Here is a 19,252-nt window from a genome sequence, read left to right on the forward strand (position 1 = left end):
CCATTTATAATGTTACTCTACCAAACGATAGAGCGAGTAGCAAGATAATAATCCTATTTTTCCATTTGAATTTCTTCTATAATTTCTAAAAATGCTTGTACTTGCTTCAATTGTCTAGCTGATTCACTCGTCAATAACCATGTTTCTCTCGTTAATTGAACAGGTGTTTTATACATATTTTCTTGTACTTCTTTTAAAACAGTAGAAGGTAAAAGCGCGTAGCCTATGCCATTTAAAACGAGTTGTTTACAAGTCTCAATTTGATCAACGACAATTGTTCTCTTAGGTGGATTAGAAAATAAACCATACCACCAATTTTGTATTTGTCCATAATAAGTTGAGTCACTTTTAAATTGAATAAATGGTCTATTTGTTTCTTTTAACATCGAAATATCTTTTATTTCTTTATCCACTAAATAAAGTTCATCTTCAAATAATTGTTGCTTCTGGCCTTTATATTCTTGTGTTCCTCTCAATATAGCAACATGAACGTCTCCTTCATAAAATTGCTTTTGCACTTCACTACTCCAGCCAGTAAACAACGATATTTTCACAGAAGGATATTTATGCACAAACTTCTTCAAAACAGGAGGAAGCCAATATTGACCAATAACTGATGCGACAGCTATTTTTAACGTCCCGTGAGTTTCTGTTCTAAAAACAGCTAGCTCACTTTTAATATCCTCTTCCCTTTGTAGCATTTCTTTTGCGTAATTTGCAACTTTTTCCCCTTCAGGTGTAATTGTCAATCCTTTTTGCGAGCGAATAAAAAACTTCATTCCCCATTGTTTCTCCATAGATTGTAATCGTTGACTAAGCGCAGGTTGTGAAACAAATAAACGTTCCGCCGCTTTTCTCATATTTGATTCCTGTGCTAACACAACCATCATTTGAAAATCATCAATTTGCAACTTTCTCCCTCTTTCCTTAGCTTCCATACACCTTATCTCAATAAGCTTTTCATCCTTAATTTAACTACATACTCTTATATTTTTTATCTTTTTAAATATAATACATACACAACTGATATGCACGAAAAAAAAGTGACTTCTCCGTTTCTATGAAGTCACTTTTCTCACTTTATCGATTATGTTGCCTTACTTTTTTATTCAATAATTTTAAAATAGCTCGACGTGTTAAAATCCCCTCAAAATACCCATCTTCATTGACAGCGCAAATAAATGGATGATCAATCGTCATTTCTAAAGCTTTTGCAAATGAGTCTTCTAACTTAAGAACCGGAATATCTTGCTTCATCACCTGCTCTACTTTCATCTCTTCAAGTCTTTCGAACTCAATGCGTTCTAGCCCTAATATACCGTCTAAAATCATAGCAGTACTAATTAACCCGTGCAATTTGTACATCGGGTCCAAAACAGGTATCGCCGAATATCCAGATTTCACAAGTACGAGTAAAGCATGCTCTAAACCATTCCCTATTTGAACGTGTGCTACTTTTTCTGATGAAATCATTAAATCTTTTACAAAAATTTGTTGAAACTCGTCTTTTGGAATACTAATCATATTACATCCCCCATTTTCCCTTTTTCCTGCTTATAATCACCGGCTCTATTCACATTTTATGACAGCGTTTTCATATTATTATTTTGTCCTTACATTCTTTCAGTAAAAAACAAAATTACACAGTTATTTTAGCATACAACATAAAAAAAAGACTACCATTCCGGTAGCGCTTAATACCCTTTATTTTTTAATCTGTAAAATAACCTTGTGATTTTTTTATATTGCATCACATCTGTCTTTTTTAAACCATTCTCAATATCTGTAAGTTCCACAGCTAAAATTTCACTCGCATAATTTTGTTGAAATAAAATATCTAGTAACAAACTTTCCTCTTCTTCCGTTAAAACAAATTCCCTTTTCATATACCCCTCTCCTTATACTCGCATCGTTACTCCTATTATATAAAATTTTTTGCCTATTTAATAGATGTAATATTCAGTTTTTAATGAAAGATATATAAAAATGTTTTTTTATTTCGTATAACGATTTGCATAACTAAACGCAGCATAAGCATCCGGCTTAATCTTTGCAGTTAACCCCATCGCTTGAATTTTCGCTGTCATATCTAGAATAAATTCTTTTGTTAAACCATCATTTCCGATATCTAAGTGAATTTCCATTATAAAACCAGCCCCATCTTGAGCATACGGATGTAATAAATCCCATATCGTTTGTATATGATTTGGAGTAAATAGGCATGCAATTTCTTGACTAAATTGGGTCTCTAAATATATTTTCTCACGTAAAGTTGCTGGTTTATCTTTTACTGATTGATGGTGTAAACACCCCCAGGCTCCTTTTCCAACACGATGAATATGAATTGCCGTAATAAACCTCGTGTCCTTTTGATGTGCTTGTGAGTCTGTCCCAATAGATAAGCGATATAAATTCCGTGGATCCCTTTCAATGAAATTACAAATACGGGTAAAGACCATATCAAAATTCAAATGTCTCTCTGAAACATTATAAAATTTATGTTCACCGGTCACATAGTCACGTCCTTTCAATTAGACAGACTTTTCGTATTTTCATTGTATGGGACAAAAACAAAAATTATAACTTCCTACCCTTTATTCGTTTCAATATTCCGAATTACATATTGGCAAACTTGGCACGTATAAATTACATTTTGATTAGATTGAGCCGTTAATACATGAATAATCTCAGCAGAATTGTGACAGTTAGGACAAATCACAACTGGTAAACGTTCCATATAACACACCTCCTCACTATTTTCATCCTGCTATTTACTATGCGTCCTCAATTGGCGATAGCTAATAAGCAGTATAAGACGCAGAAATACGACTGATTACAATTTCGCTTTATTACCATTGTAGGAAAAATAAAAAATCCCTATACATATATGTTAAAAGTAATAAAACTAAAAAAGGTGTTGCCATATGGCAACACCTTTTTTATATGTATCAAGAAATGATATCGTAAATCTCAATTGCAACCATGTCGATATTATCGAATTGATACACTTGAGGTTTTTCACCTTGTTGATACACTTCTAACTCATACATTTCACTTTTATCGAAAAATTTCACGCTACATTTGCGTTCACCGTTCACTTCAAAATAGCGTTGTGCTACTTCACCGCTTTCAGCTTGTTCTTGTAGACTAACAAGTCGAGTTAAAATTCCTTGGAGTAGAGACATGAAATCTCTCCTTTCTCTGATCTTCCTACCAATAGGTTTTACAGCTATACTCATTCTATCCGTCATAACAGAAAAAATGTTCCACACTCTAGGATAAAGGTTATTGGCCAGAAACTCAACTAAAAATTTGTCGAAATACGAAGGAAAAAACAGAAAGAACATCTTTTCCCTTCTTTATTGCGATTTTTATACTGGAAGAATATAATAAAAAACAGTAAAAAGGAGGAATTGCAATGAAAAAAATTGAGGTTTACACACAACCTGATTGTCCGCCATGTGTCATTGTGAAAGAATTTTTAAAGCATAATAACGTTGTATATGAAGAATTTGACGTAAAAAAAGACGCCGCTGCGCGCAATCGTCTTTTATATGACTATGATTCTTATTCAACTCCAACAGTTGTAATTGATGGTGAAGTCGTTGCTGGTTTTCAAATTGAAAAATTACAACAACTACTTAATATAGAATAGGAATAGGTAAAGACCTATTCCTATTCTTATCCCGCTATATTTTGGAAGTATACATCCGATTGTAGCGAGTTAATGTTCAACGGGATATGTCCCTCTATTGATTAAAGTTTCACTTTATAATTGTTGTAACCTTTTTATTTCAGTTAAAAGTTCTTGACTTTCATGATATCCGGCCAATTTCCATTTCCCTTGATCTCTTTGCAATGTTACAATTTGATATTGCCCACTTTTCGCCCGCTCATAAACATATAAAATTTTATGCTCTTCATCATATGACATTTTCGTTTCTGAATTAAAAGAGAATGGTGCTTCTTTTGCTGGAAGTAAATATTCACCACTTTGTTTATCACTTCTACTATTTTCATCTGTAAATACTTGAAGGAAATTCTCTGTAAAATATGGTGATAACGTTTCTATCATCTTATTCATCGGCAAATGCTTCCCGCGAATTAAAAATTGGGTTTCATAACCCTTTTGTATCGTTGTAAACACTTCTTTCCGATCAATTTTCACTTCCTCTTTTCCTAAAACCGTTGTAACACTATACCCAACTAGAAAGGCAACGCACACAAATAGAATTAACCATATTCCATATTTCCTCATTTTTTCACCTTCCTTTTAAGAAAACTTGTCTTTGTAGTATTCATTGTAACAATGATTATGCAAAGAAAGGGGGCGTTTCGTTCGTAAAATCTTTACAACGATAGACAGCATTTTCAGCACCATTTTCACTATTACCAATTTATGATAAAAACAAACAAAAAATGCACGAATCTCTTCGTGCATTAAAATAAAACATCTTCCTCATATAAATATTCATACGATAAATCTATAAATAAAAAGTTTTCATCATCAATTGGGAAAGAAAATGTTCGTACCATCTCACCAGTTTCAATATCAGCATATAAATCTGAAAGTCTTGCCTTATTCTCAAAACGCATTTTCATAATATTTTCTAGAAAATACGGGCGCCAACTCCAGTTCTTCATGTAATACTCAGGCATCACAATCCATTCCCCATCTTTTTTCATAACGTTTCCTGATTGTTGGAAACCATCTTCGTTACAAATAAATATGCGAAAACTACACTGTGATACACTTTGGCTAAATTGTAATAACCAATCATTTATATCTTCATTCTTTTTCTGTTTCGCTAGAACATCACCAATTCGATCGCGTAACATTTCTGTTAAATTATAAATTTTTTGTAACTTCTTCTTCTCATGTTGAATAAATTGATGACACTCATTACCAAGTCGCTCTTTCAAAACGTTCGTTTCAATAAAATCAGGTAAACATTCTTTTAAATAATTTCCTTGATAGTATCTACCACCGTTTTTCCAAGCATATTGTAATTGATAAAAAGCATCTATTTCTTCATATAACAATGTCGCACCAATTCTTCTAGCAAGTAATGATAAAGAATATAAAATATCTTGATAAGATTGTAAAAGTGCAGTTTGCCTTAAATTTGTTAAATCTACTTTTAAAATATCAGGTGCTAACACGCTAATACGCTCTAAATTACTTGTACCTGTTCCGACTTTATTAATCGAAATTTGAATACCATATGTACGATAATACATAAGCAAATGATTAAATTGCTCTATATCTTCTTTACATTCATGTTCTGTAATTTCTAAAACAATGTTTTTCAAATTTAAACCTTGTTTTTCATACATTAATAAAAGTTGAAGTAAACTTTCATCATCATCGTTCATTAATACGTTAGCATTCCGATGTATAAATAATAATAGTTTTTGATCACTTTCTAAATAACGATTTAAAGCTTTTTCTACTATAATGTTATCCGCTTCTAGTTGAAACTCACTTGGAATAGAGTCATCATGAAAGAAAGAAGCTAAACTTTGTATGCCCTCTTCTGTTTGAATACGCCCTACTACTTCATATCCAATTACAGTATGTTCATCAGCACTAAAAATTGCTTGATAATAAGGAAGGACTTTATCCAAGTTACTCATTACATCTAATGCATCTATCAACGTGCTTCCCTCCCTTTACTTTTCAAAAATTATAACATGATATTTACGGAAAAATAATAAAAAATCCCTTCAGTTTTCCTGAAGGGATTAGAGGGGTAAAATGCTAAGGGGAATTAGCAATTCTACTATGAAGAAAAAAGAGGTCTTAAATATAACGTATATATGACCTCTTGTAAACACTTTTCTTTCATATGTCACAATTCCGTCACATTTAACCGTAAAAAAGTGAATGAAACATTCATTTTTTTATCCCTTTTAAAATGGATATTGATGTAAATGTTGTCCTCCATCCATTGTCATACAAGTTCCATTTATGTACGCAGCTTCATCTGAACATAAATAATAAGCTAGACCTGCAATTTCTTCTGGCGTACCTAGCCTTCCAAGCGGAACACTTTGTATCGTGCGCTTGGCCATTTCTTCTGAAATCCATAATTTATCAGCACCGCCCGTACGTTCAATTGGTCCTGGCGCGATCGCGTTAACTCGGATTCCATATTTGCGTCCCCACTCAACAGCGAGTGTCTTTGTCATTGCTAATACTCCAGCCTTCGCTGCAGCCGAATGAATCACTCCTGGACCTGCATCCCATGCATATGTTGCTACCATGTTAATGATATTCCCTTTTATACCTTTTTCAATCCAATATTTTCCGACAGCCTGACTACAGTAAAATGTACCGTTTAACACAATATTAATGACCGAATTCCACCCGTTCACGGATAAATCTTCTGCTGGACAAATAAAATTCCCAGCTGCATTATTTATTAAAATATCAATTCGTCCAAACTTCTCATCAATCTGTTCAATCATTTTCTGAATGTCATCCGTATTTCTCACATCCATTTGTACAGTTAATATTTGCCCTGGAAATTGTTCAATTTCTAACTTGGCTTCCTCTAATTTTTCCTTTGTACGTCCTGTAATAACAACTCGTGCCCCTTCTTTTGCAAAACGAGTTGCCATTCCTTTTCCCATTCCGCTCGATCCACCTGTTATAATAACTACCTTTTCTTTCACATACATCCCCTCCAAAAAATGAATACATATTCATTTTATCATTTTATTTAATAGAAATCTTTATATTTTTAAATTTTTCTGATATTTTAACGTAAAGAGGTTTCTTTTCATTCGTTTTTTCGTAATTCATACTACTTTTTTATTATTTAAAATATATTTCCAATAAACTGAAAGGAGGCTTGAGTAACCTGTAAATAGAACGAACATATGTCATATAAGCCAAATAGGTATACTCATATTTTTATGAAGAAAATTACAAGAAGAGATTTTTTAAAAACTGGAATGCGAACTTGTCTATATTCATTTATAACGACTAGCATCGGATACTATTACGCTAAATATATTGAGCCTCATCTACTCTCTTTTACAGAACATACACTTAAATCACAACTTATACCAAAAAGTTTTCATGGTATGAAGATTCTTCAATTTAGCGATTTACATCTCGGGTACTATTTCTCTCTCCAGCATTTATCTAAAATCGTTTCTAAAATTAATGCTGTAAAACCCGACATTGTTCTTTTTACTGGCGATCTCATTGATAATTATCAAACGTATACTGACACTCCTTTCGTTGCATCCATTTTAAAAAATATACAAGCACCCTTCGGTAAATTTTCTATTTATGGTAACCATGATCACGGCGGATATGGAACGGAGTACTACGAACACATCATGCGTGAATCTGGATTTGAACTATTACTAAATAGCGAAAAGAGAATCCGTCTACTGGATAATAGTGAAATTTCCATTTTCGGTCTTGATGATATACTGCTAGGCAAACCTAAAATAGAAAAGACACTGCAACGCGCTCGGCAAACCACTTATAATATTGTTCTTGTTCACGAGCCAGATATTGCACCACAAATTGCTAACTATCCAGTTAACTTACAACTTTCTGGTCATAGCCATGGCGGACAAGTACAAATTCCTTTTTTAGGTGCTGTTGTTACTCCATCACTTGCTCAAAACTATGTTGAAGGATTCTATACAATTGGGGATTTAGCGCTCTATGTCAATCGAGGCCTCGGAAGAACTCGTGTCCCCTTCCGATTTATGTCAAAACCTGAAATTACGATTTTCACGCTCCAACATTCGTAATAATTCGCCTATTTTCTTACATATCCTTTCTTGTACGCGCTCATCCATGTTTCGTTTACCATATGATAAAAGTGAGTCCAATAAAGGAGGTTTGTTCATGTATCCATATTATCAACCAATCCCAGTCCGTTCAGCACCTATTGGTCCAGTAAGCGACTCACGCTTCTTTCCGTTTTTTGGTGTTCCATTTCTAGCTGGCATTGCTGGTGGACTGCTCGGCGGGGCATTAGCTTTCGGTCCTAGACCATTTTACCCACCATATCCACCACCTTTCCCACCGCCAGCACCTTACCCTTGTTATGGTGGACCTTGTCAACAACCATACTATTATTAATGTACCGCAACAATTCTACTAATGTTATTCCCTCTCTTAACCGATCCATACTCCATTAACATGCTTACAATAAAAACTATTCTCTCTACTCTTGCTTCTATTTTGAGAACATACAATAAGTAGAGAACAAAGTAAAAACCTCTTTTTAAAAAGAGGTTTTTACTTTGTTCTCATTATTCAGCATCTGTGTTTTGATACGCCATCTTAAACAACTTCACTTGACTATCAATCTCTTCTGCACCGCTATTAATAACATAATAATAGTCACCGTCTTTATTTTGTTCGCGCGTTTTCACATTATCAGCTAAAGTAAGCTGTAAAATCGCCTTAATTCTCGCCTTCATTTCAATATCTAATATCGGGAAAGATATTTCTACTCGCTTCTCCATATTCCGCGTCATCCAGTCAGCTGAAGATAAGTATATTTTCTCTTCCCCATTATGATGGAAATAATAAATTCGACTATGTTCTAAATATCTCCCAACAACACTAACTACCCGAATATTTTCACTTACATTTGGAATACCAGGTCGTAGGCAACATGTTCCTCGAACGATGAGTTCCACCTTTACTCCAGCTTGTGATGCTTCATACATTTTTTTAATGAGTGGTTTATCAGTTAATGAATTCATCTTAGCGATAATATAGCCATTTCCATATTGTCTATGATAACGGATTTCCTCATCTATTAAATCCATAAATTGCTCTCTTATATCAAATGGCGCAACCGATAAATGATGAAAATGCGGTTTTGTTGTATAACCACTCAAATAATTAAAGAAATTTGTTGCATCGACACCAAAGTCTTTTCGTGATGTAATATAGCCAAAATCAGTATATAGCTTTGCAGTTGCATCATTATAATTTCCGGTTCCAAGATGTACGAACCTTTCAATTTTTCCGTTTTTTCTTCTTACAACTAGTGTAATTTTACTATGTGTTTTTAAATGACTTACACCGTAAATAACATGACATCCAGCCTGTTCTAATTCTTTAGCCCAATGCACATTATTTTCTTCATCAAACCTTGCCTTTAATTCAACTAATACTGTCACTTGCTTTCCTTTTTCAGCCGCTATCTTTAGCGCCTGAATGATCGGCGAATCCCCACTTACTCGATATAATGTTTGTTTAATTGCAAGTACATTCGGATCGTCTGCCGCATCACGGACAAAATCAACTACTGGCTGAAACGATTCAAAAGGATGATGTAATAAAATATCATGCTCAATCGCTTTTTCAAATACATCTTCTGCATCCCCTAAGTCTTGAGGCCGTTGCGGAATAAGAGCCGGATATACTAGATGTTCATATAAAGGAGCTAGTTTTTTATATAAAGAAAATAGACATGTTAAATCTAATGGTCCATCCATTATATATACATCTTCATCCTTTACTTCCAACACCTCATATAACAATGCTAATACTCTTTCATCAATATGCTCTTTGCCAACTTCTAAACGTACAGCAGCTCCCCACTTACGTTTTTTTAATTCTTTTTCAATTACCTTTAATAAATCTCTCGCACCTTCTTCGTGAATTGTTAAATCCGCGTTGCGTGTAATACGGAAACGAGTAACAGATGATACTTTATATCCTGTGAATAATTTATGAGTAAAACTACTAATTACGTCTTCTAATAAAATAAATTTATGCTTTTGCCCTTCACTCGGTAAAAATATGAAACGTTCAAGTAGTGAAGGAACTTGTACAATTCCTAACTTCGTGCGGTTTTCTTCTTCCACTTGTTTCTCATCATATAAAAGAGTAGCTAAATTTAAACTTTTATTTAATAACATCGGAAATGGACGATATGCATCGATAGCCACAGGTGTTAAGACTGGGAAAATTTGTTCATCAAAATACTCTTCTATAAATTCTCTCTGTTCTTTCGTCAAATCATGAAATGTTAAACGCTCAATCCCTTCTAACTCAAGCGCTGGCAACACATAATTTTTAAACGTACCATATTGTACTGTCATTAATTCATGTGCTTTTATCGCAATTTTATTTAATTGCTTTTTTGGTGTTAAACCGGCCTTATTTTCTGGTTGGTTAAAACCAGCACTTACTTGATCCTTCAATCCTGCCACGCGTACCATAAAGAATTCATCTAAATTTGAGCTAAAAATGCTAATAAACTTCAATCTTTCTAAGAGTGGATTCGTTTCATCTTGTGCCTCTTGTAGTACACGTTCATTAAATGCCAACCAACTTAACTCTCGATTGTTGTAATAAGCTGTATCATTTAAATTTACTATATTCCCCTTCGATAATTCCATTCTCTTCACACTTCCCCTTGAAACTTTTTTACTATAATTTAGTTACTTTCATTTTAGCAAATTACAATATTATAAAGTGTAAATTTTTCGTAAAGACATCCGTACAACTCAATTCTTTAATTTAAATAACAAGATAATATTTGTTTTCAATACTCTTTCTAGCTGTTTCTTCTGCTTTTCAGCTTGCACTTTTTCCGCTAACGCCGATTGTTCACATACAATTTCAAATGTTAATCCTTCTTTACTTTCTGTTATAGATATGGATTCAACAAGCGATCTTTGTCTTATATTTAGAGCTGCTGAAAATTGTAAAACAGCCCCTAATAGGCGGATTTTTTTTTGTTCGTTTTTATCAAACCAGCCTTCAAATGGAGACAAATGTTGTTTGAATAACATTTTTGATTTATAAGACGCAATAAGCGCTAATCTAACTCGCTCTTTATGCATCATACCATCAATTGTTTTATTCGCTAATAAATAAAACGTATGTAAGCGGCTCGCTTCTTCGTCTATATATTTGCCTATATTAAATACTTTCGCTGCTTGATGGAATACTTCCCAGTCTTCTACTGACATAGAAATCAGCCCTGTTTCTTCAAGCTGTTGACAAATCAATCTCCCATGTTTAATAAGCTGCATTACAAATTCCATATCCATTTCATATTCATGTGATAATAAATACAAACTTTCTTCGACTACGTTCGGATAATATGAAATCCCCAAATCTTTTGTCAACTCTTCATAGAAAACACCTTCTCGTAATCCTTTTCTACTTAATACAAATGCTGGCGCCTCTATAACATTAACAAGCATATGAAATACTTCGACTGCTGGAACAATTGTATCTGCTCGATCTTTTGCCAATCCTTCTAATTTTTGAAGTTCTATGAACGACAATGCTTCCAATTCTTCTTTCACATTTTTAATATCTTCTTCTTTCATCTTGTATAAATGTACTCCTGCTATAGGATAACAAATTAAATTTTGATGGATTTTCACTAAGTTCCTCGCACTACCACCAATTGCAATAAGAGGCAATTTCTTATCAATTAACCATGGTAATGTTCGAAATTGATATTCTAGATACGTTTGAAGCTTTTCCAACTCTTCTTCTGTAGGTATATCGTCTTTAATAAATTGTTGCTTTAAAGAAAGTGCTCCAAAAGGAAAGCTATGATACTCTAGAATCTCTCTATTTCGAAAGTATGTAACCTCCGTACTCCCCCCACCAATATCTACTGTAATCCCTTCAGAGAACGAAGTTGAATTCATAACTGCTAAATAGCCGTAACGTGCTTCTTCATATTCTGATAATACTCTAAGAGTAAAGTCTGTTTGTCCTTCAACAAGTTTTTTAATTTCCTCTTGATTCTTAGCCTGTCTAATTGTTGCTGTTGCAACACAAAGTACATGGTGCAACTGATGGAATCGTGTACTTTCTTGAAATTGAAATAATGTTTGTAACAATACCTCTATTCCTTCTTCAATCAACACGCCATCGACTAAGTAATTCCTTAACCTTGCAACCACTTTCGTATTTTCAATCTCTTTATAAAAACCCCCGTTTTGTTTTTCATAAATAACTAAACGCATTGTATTAGATCCAATATCTATAATGGCATATTGCTGTTTTAATATTTCTTTCAAACTTCTCACTCTTTCATTATCAAATTTCTAAAACACATTCTATTACTATTATACAAAATAGTTGTTTTTTGTAACAATATTGCTTTAATATTGAAAATATATACAATCACTTTTTGCATATAATAAAAATCGCTTTTACTTATGGTATAATAATGGAAAATTGAAAGGAGATTCAATATGAAACCTTCACAACCACAATCTCAATTACAAAACCAACATTCTATTAATCGACTAGCTCAATCTATTTTCGTTGTGAATCGTCATGCTAAAGCTGCAACTAATCCGAAGTATTTATACTGGTTAAAAAAAACAGCTTTAGAACGCTTAATTACTGAAAAAAAAGCTATTAAAGAAGGATTACATTTCTCAAGAAATCCACGTTTTAGCCAACAACAATCTGATGTTCTTATACGTTTAGGTGATTACTTTTTCCATATTCCTCCTACAAAAGAAGATTTTCGAATCCTACCACATCTCGGTCATCTTGAATCCTCCTATCGAAATCCGAAAACAACCTTATCTTTAACAGTAGCAAAAAAAACACTTCAAGATTATATTGGTCCTGAAGCGCTAAAACAAGAAAAAAAATTAAGTGAACCTGTTCCATGGTATAGTCGTACTTATACAAAAAAATAAAACAGTTTGGCCAATTGTAGGCCAAACTGTTTTATTTTTTCTCTTCTTTAATTTTAATATTTGCTTGTTTATAAAAAGCTATTTTTTCTGTATTATAAGATTTCGTGAATTCATTAAACTTATCTTTTTCTGAATCAATATCCTTATAAGATTGATTTACTGCTTTTACTTTTTCACTAATATCTTTTAATTTTGTACCTTTATCTTGTAACATTGTATATAATTCTTTTTCTTGTTTTAACGATTTATTATAGCTGTCATACATTTTATTAAATGAATCATGTCGTTTCTCATATGTACTTTTTACTTTATCCGCTTGACCTTTCAATTTCTTATCTTCAATTTTCTTCACATATTTATCTGCTGATTTCACTTCTTCTTGCGCCTTATTTAAAGATTCTTTTTCTTTTTTAAGCACTTTTTCTCGTTCATCTGTATTTTTCACTGCTTGGTTCAGTTTTTCCTTAACAGTTTGATTATTATCTTTTCCTTCTTGAACAATCTGGTTATATAACTCTTGTCCCTCTTTCTCTAAAGTTTCAAGTTTTTTTGCATCTTCAAACATTGTTTTTTCTTGCTTTGCAGCATTTTCAAACGCAACATATAATTCCTCTTCTGGTTTTGGTCCGAAACAACCGGCTAGTAAAGTCATTGATAATGCAGTTACAATTGCTAATTTACTATATTTCAACATCTTTTTCCTCCTACTTATATACGATCATCGTGTAAAAAGCTATGAAATTATATATCCTTCTATAAACAAAACTCCACACTCGCACCTTTTTTACGAAAATCATTCATATTGTTTATAATACTTGTACAAATTGTATTACTTGAAATTACATTTTCCGCTTTTAAACTAAATAGCAGTTTCATATCCATCTGTTACTTGGCACTTTTTAAAACCTATTCATACTATGTATTACATAAAGTGAAACTTTAATCAGTGGGGGGGTTCTTCATCCCCCACTGATTATTAGTTGAACCAATCGGACTTTTATGGGCAGTTGATCCCCCACCTAACTTCTTTGCTTTCGCTGAATTTTGAGGTGGGGGTCTTACTGCCCATTAAAGTCGGATAAAAGTACAACGGAATTCATCACAACCATAATAATTTGAAGAACAACAGTAATCATTTACCTGATAAAAGATGTTCGTTGTTCTCTCACGTCTATCATTCTATCATTCCCTTTCCCGCTTTCTATCAAATAATCTCTTTGTTCATTTTACACAGTATAAATGCTATCTTGCAACAACTTACAATTATTCTTGCCATTCCCTAAAAAGGAAAAGTGTAGAGTATGCTTTCCTCTACACTTTTAAAATGAAACACATTGTGCAAAATGCATTGACACATCCATCATAATTATATGCCTATTTCATATATTTTTAAAGACTTTTATTACAAAAAAAGTCCCTTTTGTAATAAAAGTCAAAAAAATGTTACAATCAAAACTTCTTCATATCATATTTCTTCAAATCAAAGTTTTACTTATTTCCTTACGAATTTCTATTCTGATACAATTGATTTTGTGCTTTTCTTAACAATTCTTCAAAAGTTTTTCCTTCTATTGGATAACTAGCAGCTCCAAATAATAGCGTCATACTTAACAAACCATTCTCTATTTCACTTTCAATATTTTTCATTAACCGGTTTGTTATTGTCGACTTTTCATGTCCGTTATCAATCGCCACAATCACATACTTATTTTCATCCCACCTAGTAACAACATCCCCTTTGCGAATTGTCTTTACAATTGTACTCTCCAGTTTCTGTATTAACACCTCCATTTTCTTTTCTTGCACTGTTTCTTTTAGTTCTTTCCATTCTTTCACAGAAAGAATATACACTGTAATATTATGAGAATCCCGTTCTGATAAAGCAGCTACTTTCTCAAAAAAATCAACTACAAAATCATTACTTGCCATTCCTCCTACTTCCGTATCCACCTGCTCACTCGCTTTTTTATCATACCAATGTCCAAAATAATAGCTGAGTATCATTTGCAATATATAAATAATAAAGACGGTATAAAATGATCGTGAATCCAGTTTTGTAATTACATCCTGAAGCGCAATCCATTCTGTAACTGCCACTGTATTCCCAAGTAGTAATCCACTAATTTTCCCTTTATGTTTCATACTTTTCCTCCCTTCTATACCAATATATGTTTCTATAACAATTATGTTTTTCTACAAAATAAAAAATGTACATATTAGGTGTACATTTCCGCTTAAACTTGTCTACCTTTTCTACTTCATTTCATATATATACTATATATCGTTTTTAAAAAGGAGCGACCTATATGCTACAAAAAGAAAATCTATCAGATATTATACGTTTACTAGCGGGCTTTCTATTATCCTTAAAATTACTATTCAATTCTTTCGGAATAAACTTTATTACAAACGATCAAATCGATGCTATTGTGAATGTTGCTTCATTTTTATTTATTCTATACTTTGGCTTCAAAAATAACTATGTAGGAAAAAAAGGAATAGAACAAAAGAAAGTACTCAAAAAGCACAATCTTCACTAAAAAAGGAACCTTCCATACAGGTTCCTTTTTATCATTGTCGCACCACAACTTCATTTGTTTGCAGTGGACCATATGATACTCCGTTATATTGAAATGTATATGTAGCCTGAAATAATGCGTTTTTGAGTGCTTTATCTTTATTTGCTTTTATTTTACAAATTAATTCTACCTTCTCATCCGGTAATAAATTATCGATTCTCCACCTTACAAGCTGAAACAAAAACTCGCTCATCCCCTTATCAGCCTTTAATGAATTTGGAATATAGGCAAAATAATCTCGAATCATATGGCTTACTACAACTCGTGAAATCATTTCCATTCCTTTATTTTCAACTTCAATTCGAATAATAAGTATGTCGTTTACATCATAGATCAGTTCATATGAAAATTTTTCTTTATACATACTACGGATTTGTAATGTAACTGCTATGTTAGGACATTCGTTTTCCTTTTTTGAGCCATCAATCCATAATACTGGTTGTAGAGGTATTGAATGCCTTCCTTGATCCGAAATTCGTTTCCATATTTTCATAATAATATTCACCCCATTTCAGATGCATCATATCCATACGACCTTATTCTGCCTCTCTACACAATATTAATAAAGCTTGTTGCAAAACGATGTATAGTTACTACCCTTCCTTTTATCCTATTCGACAATATAAAGAAAAAACCATTTTTCATTTGTTAACAGACGTATTCTTACTGAAATATTTTTTTACAATTTCCTTTATTGACTTTATATCAATACTAAGTATTACTTACTCTTTCGCTGTCCATACAACAGAATATTTTGACGGAAGAAAAAGTTTGCCTTTTAGTCAAATTTGACTATAATATTCTTTATGGCTTGTCAGTGCACTTGTATAAATTGATTAAAAAAACTATACTTTTAATTTTTATGCGCTGCACTCAAAACTTAATATAGTTTACTTATTATTAAAGGAGGGTTATCTTTGGAATCTCAATTATTAAAAAAAGACTCCAACAAGACAAAATTTGTTGTTGCTGGTTTACTACTTGGTATTTTAATGGCGGCAATGGATAATACAATTGTTGCAACAGCAATGGCAACAATCGTTGGAGATCTAGGAGGATTTGACAAGTTCGTTTGGGTCACGTCTGCATATATGGTAGCAACAATGGCAGGGATGCCTATCTTCGGAAAACTTTCTGATATGTATGGACGGAAACGCTTTTATATTGGTGGCCTTATTCTTTTCTTGTTCGGCTCTGCACTTTGCGGAACAGCATCTAGTATTGAGCAACTAAGTATTTATAGAGCAATTCAAGGAATTGGTGGCGGCGCTCTTATGCCTATCGCCTTCACAATTATGTACGATATATTCCCACCAGAAAAGCGTGGAAAAATGACAGGGCTATTCGGTGCTGTTTTCGGGACATCTAGTGTATTCGGTCCTTTATTAGGTGCGTATATTACAGACTATATAAGTTGGCACTGGGTCTTCTATATTAATATCCCATTAGGACTTATCTCCTTCTTCTTCATTACGAAATACTACAGTGAATCTCTAGAATTTAGAAAACAAAAAATTGATTGGGCTGGCGCTATTACACTTGTTATTAGTATCGTTTGCTTAATGTTCGCCTTAGAACTTGGTGGTAAAGAATACGCATGGAATTCCACTGTAATTATCGGCTTATTTACAACCGTTGTTATTATGCTTATTATTTTCTTCTTCGTAGAACGAAAAGCAACCGAGCCTATCATTTCTTTCCATCTATTTAAAAAACCTTTATTCGCAGCTAGCCAAGGTGTTGCCTTTTTCTATGGTGCCGCTTTTATCATCTGTACAGTTTATATCCCAATCTTCGTTCAAGGTGTTCTCGGTGGTTCAGCCTCAAATGCTGGATTGATATTAACACCTATGATGGTTGGCTCTGTAATTGGAAGTCAAACAGGTGGACAGTTAGCTTCTCGAACAAGTTATCGTAACATTATGATGGTATCTGGAGTTTTCTTCGTTCTTGGTATTTATTTACTAAGCACTTTAACAATGGACACACCTCGCCTACTCGTAACACTATTTATGGTTCTCGCTGGGCTTGGAGTTGGCTTCTCATTCTCAGTTTTAAGTATGTCTTCTATCCACAAATTAGAAATGAGAGACCGTGGTTCTGCTACATCAACAAACTCATTCTTCCGTTCACTCGGTATGACTCTTGGTGTAACAATTTTCGGTACAATTCAAAATCATATTTTTACTGATAAACTAAACACTGTGTTCCCTCCTGAACTAGCAAAATTAGCTCCAAAGGGTGGAGACACAAGTTTCTTATTATCACCAGGTGCTACCGATAAAATACCAGCTGAAATATTAACCGGTATTAAAGAAGCTCTTGCTACATCTATTGCCAGTACATTCTTCTGGGCACTTATCCCGGCTGTACTAAGTATTATTTGCATTTTACTTATGGGAGATGAGCGCCTTTTTACAGGTCCAAAAACGAAACAAAAACAGAAGCAGGTAAGTTAATATATAGAAAAGAAACGGCATATCCCTTTATGAAAACGGATATGCCGTTTATAATATGTATAAAGTTTTTATATATAGGAGTTGAAACAGCATGAGTATGAAATTAGTCATTCTCGGCTTGCTACTCGAAGGAGATAAACATCCATATGAAGTGCAGCACATCATGAAAGAACGACAAATGGACTGTTATATTAAATATGCAAAAGGATCACTTTACTATGCCTTCGAGCAATTAGAAAAACAAAGGGCCATTCGTGTTACAACTATTGTTCGAGATACGAATAGACCAGATAAAACAATCTTTCATATAACAGAAGAAGGTAAACGATTATTTCACACGTTACTATTAAAACAATTCGAGGCAAAAAATCAAATATATAAACCAATTTATTCGGCACTCTCTTTCGCTCATTTTGGTAATGATCAAGAGTTAGTTCCTATTTTAGAAAAGAAGAAAAATGACACCATTCAATATTTACATAATATGCAAACTATTTATGATTGTAGCAAAGGAAAAATTCCACGTGCCCAACTATATATTTTGCAAAGCGTTATTGAACATATTACAGTTGAATTGCAATGGTTAAACACCCTCCTTACAGATGCAGTTGAAGGGCGACTTTCAGAAATTGATATAGATGAAGGGTGAACTTATAAAGAAAAAACTATAAAAAGACAATAAAGTTATTTAATTTTAATACCTAAAACAAGCATACCCCCGTTCTAATTTAGGACGAGGGTATCATATAGCTGTTTAATTTTCGATACAAGATACTTCACTGTGCTCAAAAATATAACAATACATTTGTTTGAAAATCTAATATTTATTCATCACTGACTTCCCATAATGGAAAGTTGTTTCTTAAAATTCTATATAAAAAGGATGTTGGTTTTCATCCAAACTGTATTCAATTCTTTGTTTGAAATTCATATAATTCCCCATTTCTATAAACTTAGTATATTCATCTTTATACAGTAACCTTGTTCTTTTTTTTGATAACTTACTATTTCGAAATGAACCATCTAATCCCCTTCCTTATTCCAAAATATAGACCAATTGTTAAACAACATAATTAGCGTCTTACCTCTGTACAAGTACACACTTTTTTATAAGCTTAATCCAATTAAATCCTTTTTATTAATCAGAAAAATAAGAATAATAAAAATAAAAAACTTTAGAATTTTCTTATTTCAAAACAGTAGACAAAATTCCAAAAATTGTGTTAGAATTTGTTTCAATATCATATCGCTTGTTAAATTCCTTTCAAAAGGAAAATAGGTACACGAACATTTCGTTTCGTGTTTAAAAGGGAAGCTTGGTGAAACTCCAACACGGTCCCGCCACTGTAAATGCTGAGATTTCTTTGTAGTGCCACTGTGAAAACGGGAAGGTAAAAGAAATTATATGAAGCATAAGTCAGGAGACCTGCCTGTTTTAACAACACTGATAGATTCACGGATGATGATGAGGTGTTAAAACAAAAAGGAAGGCTTATTTTCTATGCCTTTATGCTTTTTGTTATAGGTATTTCCTAG

The 19,252-nt window shown here is 33.0% G+C and carries 21 protein-coding genes and 1 riboswitch; of the genes, 7 read left to right on the forward strand and 14 right to left on the reverse strand.

Annotation, left to right across the window (positions count from 1 at the left end; translation table 11 throughout):
• Positions 1-53 precede the first annotated feature (53 nt).
• The 6 genes from ACVWY7_RS10660 to ACVWY7_RS10685 all read right to left on the reverse strand — a co-directional run bounded on the left by ACVWY7_RS10660 (position 54) and on the right by ACVWY7_RS10685 (position 3,185).
• Positions 54-938 (reverse strand): LysR family transcriptional regulator, encoded by an 885-nt coding sequence (locus ACVWY7_RS10660; protein WP_001984809.1) that lies wholly within the window; start codon positions 936-938, stop codon positions 54-56.
• 142 nt (positions 939-1,080) lie between these two features.
• Entirely contained in the window at positions 1,081-1,524 is a 444-nt protein-coding gene (gene cbpB, locus ACVWY7_RS10665; RefSeq protein ID WP_000623565.1) for a cyclic-di-AMP-binding protein CbpB, read from the reverse strand.
• Positions 1,525-1,694: 170 nt separating this feature from the next.
• Positions 1,695-1,886, reverse strand: a complete 192-nt coding sequence (gene abbA, locus ACVWY7_RS10670) for an antirepressor AbbA (protein ID WP_000817794.1) — start codon at positions 1,884-1,886, stop codon at positions 1,695-1,697.
• 108 nt (positions 1,887-1,994) lie between these two features.
• A complete protein-coding gene (locus ACVWY7_RS10675; RefSeq protein WP_000145447.1) occupies positions 1,995-2,513 on the reverse strand; it encodes a ribonuclease H-like YkuK family protein in 519 nt (172 codons plus the stop codon).
• Positions 2,514-2,587: 74 nt separating this feature from the next.
• Positions 2,588-2,737: a hypothetical protein gene (locus tag ACVWY7_RS10680; protein ID WP_000440538.1), complete on the reverse strand. Its 150-nt coding sequence runs from the start codon at positions 2,735-2,737 to the stop codon at positions 2,588-2,590.
• Between the two features lie 211 nt (positions 2,738-2,948).
• Positions 2,949-3,185, reverse strand: coding sequence for a YkuJ family protein (locus ACVWY7_RS10685; RefSeq protein ID WP_000055151.1), 237 nt, complete (start codon positions 3,183-3,185; stop codon positions 2,949-2,951).
• A 233-nt stretch (positions 3,186-3,418) separates the two neighbouring features.
• Between ACVWY7_RS10685 and ACVWY7_RS10690 the strand changes: the two genes are divergently transcribed.
• Complete coding sequence (locus tag ACVWY7_RS10690; RefSeq protein ID WP_000717880.1) at positions 3,419-3,655, forward strand: glutaredoxin family protein; 237 nt, start codon at positions 3,419-3,421, stop codon at positions 3,653-3,655.
• Between the two features lie 114 nt (positions 3,656-3,769).
• Here the strand turns inward: ACVWY7_RS10690 and ACVWY7_RS10695 are convergent, their stop codons facing one another.
• From ACVWY7_RS10695 to fadH, 3 genes are all read right to left on the reverse strand, one after another.
• Positions 3,770-4,258, reverse strand: a complete 489-nt coding sequence (locus ACVWY7_RS10695; protein ID WP_456523772.1) for a DUF3993 domain-containing protein — start codon at positions 4,256-4,258, stop codon at positions 3,770-3,772.
• A gap of 182 nt (positions 4,259-4,440) precedes the next feature.
• On the reverse strand, positions 4,441-5,658 hold the full coding sequence (locus ACVWY7_RS10700) for an EAL domain-containing protein (RefSeq protein WP_000564304.1): 1,218 nt from the start codon (positions 5,656-5,658) through the stop codon (positions 4,441-4,443).
• 255 nt (positions 5,659-5,913) lie between these two features.
• Positions 5,914-6,678 (reverse strand): 2,4-dienoyl-CoA reductase, encoded by a 765-nt coding sequence (gene fadH / locus ACVWY7_RS10705; RefSeq protein WP_000660905.1) that lies wholly within the window; start codon positions 6,676-6,678, stop codon positions 5,914-5,916.
• 243 nt (positions 6,679-6,921) lie between these two features.
• Here fadH and ACVWY7_RS10710 point away from each other — a divergent pair, with 243 nt between their 5' ends.
• Both ACVWY7_RS10710 and ACVWY7_RS10715 read left to right on the forward strand, forming a co-directional pair.
• The gene (locus ACVWY7_RS10710; RefSeq protein ID WP_000724512.1) at positions 6,922-7,779 is read left to right on the forward strand and encodes a metallophosphoesterase; all 858 of its coding nucleotides are present in this window, start codon (positions 6,922-6,924) and stop codon (positions 7,777-7,779) included.
• 97 nt (positions 7,780-7,876) lie between these two features.
• Entirely contained in the window at positions 7,877-8,113 is a 237-nt protein-coding gene (locus ACVWY7_RS10715; RefSeq protein WP_000283746.1) for a hypothetical protein, read from the forward strand.
• A gap of 173 nt (positions 8,114-8,286) precedes the next feature.
• Here the strand turns inward: ACVWY7_RS10715 and ACVWY7_RS10720 are convergent, their stop codons facing one another.
• Together ACVWY7_RS10720 and ppx are read right to left on the reverse strand one after the other, a co-directional pair.
• The gene (locus ACVWY7_RS10720; protein WP_000423561.1) at positions 8,287-10,395 is read right to left on the reverse strand and encodes a polyphosphate kinase; all 2,109 of its coding nucleotides are present in this window, start codon (positions 10,393-10,395) and stop codon (positions 8,287-8,289) included.
• 108 nt (positions 10,396-10,503) lie between these two features.
• On the reverse strand, positions 10,504-12,042 hold the full coding sequence (gene ppx / locus ACVWY7_RS10725) for an exopolyphosphatase (protein WP_088120870.1): 1,539 nt from the start codon (positions 12,040-12,042) through the stop codon (positions 10,504-10,506).
• Positions 12,043-12,219: 177 nt separating this feature from the next.
• On the opposite strand from ppx, the gene ACVWY7_RS10730 reads away from it, so the two are divergent.
• On the forward strand, positions 12,220-12,678 hold the full coding sequence (locus ACVWY7_RS10730) for a YkyB family protein (RefSeq protein WP_000804868.1): 459 nt from the start codon (positions 12,220-12,222) through the stop codon (positions 12,676-12,678).
• Positions 12,679-12,709: 31 nt separating this feature from the next.
• On the opposite strand, the gene ACVWY7_RS10735 is transcribed toward ACVWY7_RS10730, so the two are convergent.
• Both ACVWY7_RS10735 and ACVWY7_RS10740 read right to left on the reverse strand, forming a co-directional pair.
• Positions 12,710-13,372, reverse strand: coding sequence for a YkyA family protein (locus ACVWY7_RS10735; RefSeq protein ID WP_088120871.1), 663 nt, complete (start codon positions 13,370-13,372; stop codon positions 12,710-12,712).
• 806 nt (positions 13,373-14,178) lie between these two features.
• A complete protein-coding gene (locus tag ACVWY7_RS10740; protein WP_000680828.1) occupies positions 14,179-14,820 on the reverse strand; it encodes a diguanylate cyclase domain-containing protein in 642 nt (213 codons plus the stop codon).
• Positions 14,821-14,984: 164 nt separating this feature from the next.
• On the opposite strand from ACVWY7_RS10740, the gene ACVWY7_RS10745 reads away from it, so the two are divergent.
• Positions 14,985-15,218, forward strand: coding sequence for an SPP1 phage holin family protein (locus ACVWY7_RS10745; RefSeq protein ID WP_000939450.1), 234 nt, complete (start codon positions 14,985-14,987; stop codon positions 15,216-15,218).
• A gap of 31 nt (positions 15,219-15,249) precedes the next feature.
• Here ACVWY7_RS10745 and ACVWY7_RS10750 read toward each other — a convergent pair whose 3' ends face one another.
• The gene (locus ACVWY7_RS10750) at positions 15,250-15,750 is read right to left on the reverse strand and encodes a hypothetical protein (protein WP_000708179.1); all 501 of its coding nucleotides are present in this window, start codon (positions 15,748-15,750) and stop codon (positions 15,250-15,252) included.
• A gap of 424 nt (positions 15,751-16,174) precedes the next feature.
• Here ACVWY7_RS10750 and ACVWY7_RS10755 point away from each other — a divergent pair, with 424 nt between their 5' ends.
• A complete protein-coding gene (locus tag ACVWY7_RS10755) occupies positions 16,175-17,716 on the forward strand; it encodes an MDR family MFS transporter (protein ID WP_001989620.1) in 1,542 nt (513 codons plus the stop codon).
• Between the two features lie 91 nt (positions 17,717-17,807).
• Positions 17,808-18,365, forward strand: coding sequence for a PadR family transcriptional regulator (locus tag ACVWY7_RS10760; protein WP_000062080.1), 558 nt, complete (start codon positions 17,808-17,810; stop codon positions 18,363-18,365).
• 611 nt (positions 18,366-18,976) lie between these two features.
• Positions 18,977-19,164, forward strand: a riboswitch (cobalamin riboswitch).
• Positions 19,165-19,252: the final 88 nt, after the last annotated feature.

This window comes from Bacillus sp. TE9106W (assembly GCF_054062215.1).

Excerpts from the sequence above, each read along its gene's own strand:
- ACVWY7_RS10660 (WP_001984809.1), bottom strand. The coding sequence starts at position 938 with ATGGAAGCTAAGGAAAGAGGGAGAAAGTTGCAAATTGATGATTTTCAA.
- cbpB (WP_000623565.1), bottom strand. The coding sequence starts at position 1,524 with ATGATTAGTATTCCAAAAGACGAGTTTCAACAAATTTTTGTAAAAGAT.
- abbA (WP_000817794.1), bottom strand. The coding sequence starts at position 1,886 with ATGAAAAGGGAATTTGTTTTAACGGAAGAAGAGGAAAGTTTGTTACTA.
- ACVWY7_RS10680 (WP_000440538.1), bottom strand. The coding sequence starts at position 2,737 with ATGGAACGTTTACCAGTTGTGATTTGTCCTAACTGTCACAATTCTGCT.
- ACVWY7_RS10685 (WP_000055151.1), bottom strand. The coding sequence starts at position 3,185 with ATGTCTCTACTCCAAGGAATTTTAACTCGACTTGTTAGTCTACAAGAA.
- ACVWY7_RS10690 (WP_000717880.1), top strand. The coding sequence starts at position 3,419 with ATGAAAAAAATTGAGGTTTACACACAACCTGATTGTCCGCCATGTGTC.
- ACVWY7_RS10695 (WP_456523772.1), bottom strand. The coding sequence starts at position 4,258 with ATGAGGAAATATGGAATATGGTTAATTCTATTTGTGTGCGTTGCCTTT.
- ACVWY7_RS10710 (WP_000724512.1), top strand. The coding sequence starts at position 6,922 with ATGAAGAAAATTACAAGAAGAGATTTTTTAAAAACTGGAATGCGAACT.
- ACVWY7_RS10715 (WP_000283746.1), top strand. The coding sequence starts at position 7,877 with ATGTATCCATATTATCAACCAATCCCAGTCCGTTCAGCACCTATTGGT.
- ACVWY7_RS10720 (WP_000423561.1), bottom strand. The coding sequence starts at position 10,395 with ATGGAATTATCGAAGGGGAATATAGTAAATTTAAATGATACAGCTTAT.
- ACVWY7_RS10730 (WP_000804868.1), top strand. The coding sequence starts at position 12,220 with ATGAAACCTTCACAACCACAATCTCAATTACAAAACCAACATTCTATT.
- ACVWY7_RS10735 (WP_088120871.1), bottom strand. The coding sequence starts at position 13,372 with ATGTTGAAATATAGTAAATTAGCAATTGTAACTGCATTATCAATGACT.
- ACVWY7_RS10740 (WP_000680828.1), bottom strand. The coding sequence starts at position 14,820 with ATGAAACATAAAGGGAAAATTAGTGGATTACTACTTGGGAATACAGTG.
- ACVWY7_RS10745 (WP_000939450.1), top strand. The coding sequence starts at position 14,985 with ATGCTACAAAAAGAAAATCTATCAGATATTATACGTTTACTAGCGGGC.
- ACVWY7_RS10750 (WP_000708179.1), bottom strand. The coding sequence starts at position 15,750 with ATGAAAATATGGAAACGAATTTCGGATCAAGGAAGGCATTCAATACCT.
- ACVWY7_RS10760 (WP_000062080.1), top strand. The coding sequence starts at position 17,808 with ATGAGTATGAAATTAGTCATTCTCGGCTTGCTACTCGAAGGAGATAAA.